A 7,023-nucleotide genomic window follows, 5' to 3' on the forward strand; every position below is an offset into this window, starting at 1 on the left:
ACGCTCGCCGTCGTCGCGTTGTTTCACGAAGTTGCGAACGACCCGCTCGATGTAGTCGCCGAGCTCGGTGGAGAGCACCTTGTGCTGGCGCAGCTTGCGGCCGAAGGCGCTGTCCAGCCCCAGGCTGCCGCCAAGGTGAACCTGGAAGCCCTCGATCTGACCGCCGTTACCGTCGTCGACCATCTGGCCCTTGAACCCGATGTCGGCGATCTGGATGCGGGCGCACGAGTTCGGGCACCCGTTGATGTTGATCGTGACGGGCACGTCCAAATCGGCGTTGATGTCCGCGAGGCGCTTCTCCAGGTCGGGAACCAAGGTCTGGGACCGCTTGCGGGTCTCGGCGAACGACAGCTTGCAGAACTCGATGCCCGTGCAGGCCATCAGGTTCTTGCGCCAGTGCGACGGCCGCGACGGCAGCCCGAGCGCATCGAGTCCGACGGTCAGCTCGCTCAGCTTGTCGTCGGGCACGTCGAGGATGATCAACTTCTGGTACGGCGTGAACCGAACGCGGTTGGAGCCTGCGGCCTCGGCGAGGTCGGCCACCTTGCTCAAGATGGTGCCCGAGACCCGCCCCGCGATGGGGGCGACGCCGACCGCGTTGAGTCCGTTCTTGAGCTTCTGCACGCCGACGTGGTCGATCGGCCGGGTCACCGGCTCGGGGGCGGGACCGTCGATGAGTTCGCGCTTCAGGTATTCCCTTTCGAGGACTTCCCTGAATTTCTCGATGCCCCAGTCCTTGATCAAGAACTTGATCCTGGCCTTGGCGCGCAACCGGCGATAGCCGTAGTCGCGGAACGCCGACACCACGGCCTCCCACACGTCGGGCACCTCGTCGATCGGCACCCACGCGCCGAGGCGCTTGCCCAACATGGGATTGGTGGAGAGGCCGCCACCGACCCAGACGTCGAATCCGGGGCCGTGCTCGGGGTGAACGACCCCGATGAACGCGACGTCGTTGACCTCGTGGACCACGTCTTGCAGACCCGAGATCGCGGTCTTGAACTTCCTCGGCAGATTCGAGTACTCGGGCTTGCCGATGTAGCGCTTGACGATCTCGTCGATGGCGGGCGTGCCGTCGATGACCTCGTCGAGCGACTCGCCGGCCAGCGGCGACCCCAGCACGACGCGGGGGCAGTCCCCGCACGCCTCGGTGGTCTGCAGGCCCACCTCGTCGAGACGACGCCAGATCTCGGGCATGTCCTCGACCCGCACCCAGTGGTACTGCACGTTCTCGCGGTCCGACAGGTCCGCGGTGTCCCTGGCGAACTCGGTCGAGATCCCGCCGAGGGTGCGCAGCGCCGCCGTGGTCAGTGCGCCCCCGTCGCAGCGGACGCGCAGCATGAAGTACTCGTCTTCGAGCATGTCGGTGTTGTCGTCACCGGTCCAGGTGCCGTCGAACCCCGGCTTGCGCTGGGTGTACAGCCCCCACCAGCGGAACCGCCCGCGGAGGTCGCCCTTGTCGATGCTCTCGAAGCCGCCCTTGGCGTAGATGTTCTCGATGCGGCTGCGGACGTTGAGCGGGTTGTCGTCCTTCTTGGACTGCTCGTTGGGGTTGAGCGGCTCCCGGTAGCCAAGTGCCCACTGGCCCTCGCCCTTGGGGCGCTTGACGGGCTTGGATGCCGGGGCTGGTTTGGATTCGGCCTGGGTCATGTCGGTGGCCCCTTCTGGGGAGGAGCCGGCGTGCGGATCGCGACTGAAAACCGGTGGCTGGCCGGCGCGGCGCAGATCCGGCGGCCAGCTGAGTTACAGGATGGTCAGTTCTCCGAGATCTAACACAGTCAAGGCAGACAGCAACAGCTACATACGCGCTTGAAGTCGACGTGCCGCCGAACCACCAGCGACACGCGGGTGCTCGAGCTGAGGGCGGCAGACACGTCGGCCATTGTGCCACGAAGCGACCTGCCAGCTCCAACCGGGCCAGTTTTGCGCTCGTGGTGAGCAAAAGTCTGCTCTGGTGGGCTCTGGAACACTGGTACCCATGTTCGTGGACGGGCCGCCGCACCCCTTTGGCATTTACGTTCACGTGCCGTTCTGCGCGACTCGCTGCGGCTACTGCGACTTCAACACCTACACCCCAGCCGAGCTGGGCGGCGCGAACCCGGACGGGTGGCTGGCGGCGCTGCGCATCGAGTTGGCGTTGGCGGCCGCCACGTTGGGCGGGAGTGAAGCGAGGGGGAACGGAGCGAGGGGGACCGACGGGCCGTTACCGGACGTCGCCACGGTGTTCGTCGGCGGCGGCACCCCGTCCATGCTGGGCGGGTCGAGGCTGGCCGCAGTGCTCGACGCGATCCGCGAGAACTTCACCATCGCCGCCGACGCGGAGATCACGACGGAGGCGAACCCGGAGTCGACGTCGCGCGCCTTCCTCGCCGAGATCCGCGGCGCGGGGTTCACCCGCCTGTCGCTGGGCTTGCAGTCGACCGCGCCGCACGTCCTCGCCGCGCTGGACCGGGTGCATTCGCCAGGACGCGCGCTGACCGCGGTCGCCGACGCCCGCGCCGAGGGCTTCGACCACGTCAACCTCGACCTCATCTACGGCACGCCGGGGGAGACCGACGACGACCTGTCCCGCTCGATCGACGCGGTGATCGGGGCTGGTGTCGACCACGTGTCGGCCTACGCGCTGGTCGTGGAGGACGGCACCGCTCTGGCCCGGCGAGTCCGCCGCGGCGAGCTGCCCGCACCGGACGACGACGTGCTGGCGACGCGCTACGAGCTGCTCGACGCCCGGCTGTCGGCGGCCGGCTTCGACTGGTACGAGGTGTCCAACTGGAGCAGGCCTGGCGGAGAGTGCAGGCACAACCTAGGCTACTGGGACGGCGGGCAGTGGTGGGGCGCGGGTCCCGGCGCTCACGGCTACGTCGAAGGGCGGCGGTGGTGGAACGTCAAGCACCCCAACGCATATGCCTCGGCACTGGCCGAGGGCAGGCTGCCCGTCGCCGACTTCGAGGTCCTCGACGACGCGGCCAGGCACACCGAGGACGTGATGCTGCGGCTGCGATTGCGCAGCGGCCTTCCGGTGGTGACGCTGTCGACCGACGAACGGGCCCGGGTCGATACCGTCGTCGCCGACGGGCTGGTCGACCGCCACGCCGACAGACTGGTGCTGACCGACCGCGGCCGGTTGCTCGCCGACGCCGTGGTCAGGGATCTGCTCGACTAGGGGCCGGAGTCAGGTCTGCTCGGACAACGGCAGGTCCATGTCGAACACCCGCGCATGCAGCACCGGCCGGTTCCGGAGCGCCGCCCGAACCGCTTGGTGCACACCGTCTTCGAGATAGATGACGCCCTGCCACCTGACCGCGTGGGGGAACAGGTCGCCGTAGAACGTGGAGTCCTCCGACAGCAGGCGGTCCAGGGCGAGCACCGTCGTCGTCGTGACCAGTTCGTCGAGCCGGATCTGCCTCGGTGGGATCTGTGCCCACTCCCGATACGACAGGCCGTGATCGGGGTACGGCTTGCCTTCGCGAACACCCTTGAAGATCATCGGCGAGCCGGCCTGCGCATGCCCAGAAGGTTATCCGGATCGCCGCGCAATGGGCGGCCGCCCGCGTCGCGGCGCGTCCCCGCTGCTCGTCAACGTAAAATGGTGTCGACCAGGAGGTGAATCATGGGTACAGCCGACGACCGTCGCTTCGAGGTACTGCGTGCCATCGTCGCCGACTTCGTGTCCACGAAGGAGCCGATCGGCTCGAAGAGCCTCGTCGAACGCCACAATCTGGGCGTGTCCAGCGCCACGGTGCGCAACGACATGGCCGTGCTGGAGGCCGAGGGCTACATCGCCCAGCCGCACACCAGCTCGGGCCGGGTGCCCACGGAGAAGGGCTACCGCGAGTTCGTCGACCGGCTCGACGACATCAAGCCGATGTCGTCGAGTGAGCGCCGCGCGATCCTCACCTTTCTGGAGTCCGGGGTCGACCTCGACGACGTCCTTCGCCGGGCGGTGAAGTTGCTGGCCCAGCTCACCCGCCAGGTGGCGATCGTGCAATATCCGACCCTGTCGACGTCAACCGTCCGTCACCTGGAAGTGGTGGCCCTCACCCCTGCGCGGTTGCTCCTCGTGGTCATCACCGACTCAGGGCGGGTCGACCAGCGGATCGTCGAGCTCGGCGACGCGATCGACGACGTGCAGCTGGCCCAGCTGCGGGAGCGTCTCGGCCAGGCGCTGGAGGGCAAGCCCATCACGACGGCCTCGATCGCAGTGTCGGACCTGGCGTCGCAGCTGGTAGGCCACGGCGGGCTCGGTGACGCGGTCGGCCGGTCGGCGACCGTGCTGGTCGAAACGCTCGTCGAGCACAGCGAGGAACGTTTGCTTCTGGGTGGCACGGCGAACCTCACGCACAACACCTCCGACTTCGGCGGGTCCCTGCGGTCGGTGCTCGAGGCCCTCGAAGAACAGGTCGTCGTCCTACGATTGCTGGCCGCGCAGCAGGAGGCCGGTAAGGTAACCGTGCGCATCGGCCACGAGACCGCGGCCGAGCAGATGGCGGGAACGTCGGTGGTGAGCACCACGTACGGCAGCTCGGGCAAGGTCTTCGGCGGGATGGGTGTGGTGGGTCCCACTCGGATGGACTATCCGGGAACCATCTCCAACGTCGCCGCAGTTGCTCTGTACATAGGCGAGGTCCTGGGCGCCCGCTAGGGGTGTCGGCACGGACCGGCGTGAAGAAGCTTGAGAAGGGTTTGGCGTGGCACGCGATTATTACGGCCTGCTTGGGGTCGGCAAGGGCGCGAACGATGCGGAGCTGAAGCGGGCGTACCGCAAGCTCGCCCGTGAGCTGCATCCCGACGTCAACCCCGACGAGGAGGCGCAGGCCCGGTTCCGCGAGATCAGCATCGCGTTCGAGGTCCTCAGCGATCCCGAGAAGCGCCGCGTCGTCGATCTCGGTGGCGACCCCATGGAGGGCGCGGCCGCGGCCAACGGCTTCGGTGGTGGTTTCAGTGGTGGATTCGGCGGCCTCGGCGACGTCTTCGAGGCGTTCTTCGGCGGGGGTGGCTCCCGTGGGCCGGTGAGCCGGGTCCGTCCCGGCGCCAGTTCACTGCTGCGCGTGCGGCTCGACCTGGAGGAGTGCGCCACCGGCGTGACCAAGCAGGTCACGGTCGACACCGCCATCCTGTGTGACCTGTGCCAGGGCAAGGGCACCCACGGTGACTCGACGGCAGTCACCTGCGACACCTGCCACGGCCAGGGCGAAGTGCAGTCGGTGCAGCGGTCGTTGCTCGGCCAGGTCATGACGAGCCGCCCCTGCCCGGTGTGTGCTGGCGTCGGCGAGGTGATACCCGATCCGTGCCACCGCTGCGGAGGCGACGGGCGCGTCCGCGCGCGCCGGGAGGTCAGCGTGAAGATCCCGCCGGGTGTCGGTGACGGCATGCAGGTGCGACTGGCCGGTCAGGGCGAGGTGGGGCCCGGCGGTGGACCCGCTGGCGACCTGCACGTGGAGATCATCGAGCAAGCCCACGACGTCTTCGTCAGGGACGGTGACGACCTGCACTTCACGGTGTCGGTGCCCATGGTCGACGCCGCCCTCGGCACCAAGGTCACCGTCGAGGCGATCATCGACGGCGCCACCGAGATCGCCATCACCCCGGGGACCCAGCCGGGGGCCATGACCACGCTGCGCGGCCACGGCATGCCCAACGTGCGGTCGGGAGTTCGCGGCAACCTGCACGCCCACGTCGAGGTGGTGGTTCCCTCACGCCTCGACCAACAGGACACGGAGCTGCTTCAGAAGCTCAAGAACCACCGGGTCCGGGACGTGGCCGAGGTGAAGTCGACGCGCGCCACTCCGTCCAACGGCGGCCTGTTCAACCGGCTGCGCGAGACGTTCACCGGCAGGTAGGTCGGTCGTTTGAGCCGCCTGGGGCGGGACGGCGGGGAGTGCGGATGAGCCGCGCGCTCTTCTACACCCACACCCTGCCCGCGGTCGGGGAGGTCGCCGTCGTCGACGGTGACGAGGGCTTCCACGCCGCCAACGTGCGGCGTATCCGGGTCGGCGAGGAGATCGATCTCGGTGACGGCGCAGGAAGGCTGGCGCACGTCGTCGTCGAGAACGTCGGCAAGGGCCTGCTGAGCGCCAGAGTGCTGGACCTGCGGACCGCCGCCGTGCCGTCCCCCGAGGTCGTCGTCGTGCAGGCGCTGCCGAAGTCCGATCGGTCCGAACTGGCCGTCGAGCTGGCCACCGAGGCCGGTGCCGACGCCTTCGTGGCGTGGCAGGCGGACCGGTGCGTGGCCCGCTGGGACGGGCAGGCCAAGGTGCAGAAGGGGCTGCGGCGCTGGGAGGCCGTGGCGCGGTCGGCGGCGCGGCAGTCCCGCAGGCCCTTCGTTCCCTCGGTGTCCGGCCCGGTGTCGACGAAGGAGCTCGCCGCCGAGGTGGGTGCGTCGCAGGCGACGGTCCTGGTGCTCCACGAGTCCGCGAGCCAACCCCTGACCGAGGTGACGTTCGACGGCATCGCGTCGGTGATGCTGCTCGTCGGCCCGGAAGGTGGCATCGGCGACGACGAATTGGCGACGCTGACCGCCGCGGGCGCCACCCCGGTCCGGCTGGGCCCGAGTGTGCTGAGAACCTCCACCGCCGCGGCGGTCGCGCTCGGCGCCCTCGGCGCGTTGACGGCGCGTTGGGGACTGCGTCCGTAGCCCTTCGGCGTGCCAACCGGACGTGATCAAGGCAACTGCCAACCCATTGCCTCCGCCGGAATTAAACCCCTGACCACTGCGTTTTTACCTTCGTGCGGTCTGAAGACCTTCCCGGTCGGTGGCCCGCGCTCCACAAGAGGTAACGAAAGAAGGCAGCACCGAGTATGAAGAAGTTCGGATTCACCGCCATCGTCGCGGGCGGACTGATGGCCGGGGTGTTGGGGTTGGCTGCTCCTGCTCAGGCGACGGTCCCGACCGGCACCGGGTTCTCGGCGGGAATCGACCGGCAGCACGACCTGCGCCACGTCATCAAGCCCTGGGTCGACGATGTACAGACCGATCGCGCCGTGCAGCAGATCCGTTGACGTCTGCTTCGCACCGAGAAGGGG

At 68.5% G+C, this 7,023-nt stretch carries 8 protein-coding genes; 5 read left to right on the forward strand and 3 right to left on the reverse strand.

Going from position 1 to position 7,023, the window contains the following annotated elements:
- A partial coding sequence (locus ABW137_RS26800) for a nitrite/sulfite reductase (RefSeq protein WP_526404502.1) occupies nucleotides 1–1,650 on the reverse strand: 1,650 nt, incomplete at its 3' end.
- A gap of 128 nt (nucleotides 1,651–1,778) precedes the next feature.
- Entirely contained in the window at nucleotides 1,779–1,883 is a 105-nt protein-coding gene (locus ABW137_RS26805) for an Ms4527A family Cys-rich leader peptide (protein ID WP_526404503.1), read from the reverse strand.
- Nucleotides 1,884–1,978: 95 nt separating this feature from the next.
- On the opposite strand from ABW137_RS26805, the gene hemW reads away from it, so the two are divergent.
- A complete protein-coding gene (gene hemW / locus ABW137_RS26810; RefSeq protein ID WP_526404504.1) occupies nucleotides 1,979–3,163 on the forward strand; it encodes a radical SAM family heme chaperone HemW in 1,185 nt (394 codons plus the stop codon).
- 9 nt (nucleotides 3,164–3,172) lie between these two features.
- Here the strand turns inward: hemW and ABW137_RS26815 are convergent, their stop codons facing one another.
- Nucleotides 3,173–3,487: a type II toxin-antitoxin system VapB family antitoxin gene (locus ABW137_RS26815; protein WP_526404505.1), complete on the reverse strand. Its 315-nt coding sequence runs from the start codon at nucleotides 3,485–3,487 to the stop codon at nucleotides 3,173–3,175.
- Nucleotides 3,488–3,610: 123 nt separating this feature from the next.
- On the opposite strand from ABW137_RS26815, the gene hrcA reads away from it, so the two are divergent.
- The 4 genes from hrcA (at nucleotide 3,611) to ABW137_RS26835 (ending at nucleotide 6,999) form a co-directional block, all read left to right on the forward strand.
- Nucleotides 3,611–4,642, forward strand: coding sequence for a heat-inducible transcriptional repressor HrcA (gene hrcA / locus ABW137_RS26820; RefSeq protein WP_526404506.1), 1,032 nt, complete (start codon nucleotides 3,611–3,613; stop codon nucleotides 4,640–4,642).
- A 46-nt stretch (nucleotides 4,643–4,688) separates the two neighbouring features.
- Nucleotides 4,689–5,840, forward strand: coding sequence for a molecular chaperone DnaJ (gene dnaJ / locus ABW137_RS26825; protein WP_526404507.1), 1,152 nt, complete (start codon nucleotides 4,689–4,691; stop codon nucleotides 5,838–5,840).
- 44 nt (nucleotides 5,841–5,884) lie between these two features.
- Nucleotides 5,885–6,634: a 16S rRNA (uracil(1498)-N(3))-methyltransferase gene (locus ABW137_RS26830; RefSeq protein ID WP_526404508.1), complete on the forward strand. Its 750-nt coding sequence runs from the start codon at nucleotides 5,885–5,887 to the stop codon at nucleotides 6,632–6,634.
- 164 nt (nucleotides 6,635–6,798) lie between these two features.
- Nucleotides 6,799–6,999 (forward strand): hypothetical protein, encoded by a 201-nt coding sequence (locus ABW137_RS26835; protein WP_526404509.1) that lies wholly within the window; start codon nucleotides 6,799–6,801, stop codon nucleotides 6,997–6,999.
- Nucleotides 7,000–7,023: the final 24 nt, after the last annotated feature.

The sequence above is a fragment of the Mycobacterium sp. genome (assembly GCF_040509115.1).
Classification (GTDB): Bacteria; Actinomycetota; Actinomycetes; order Mycobacteriales; family Mycobacteriaceae; genus Mycobacterium.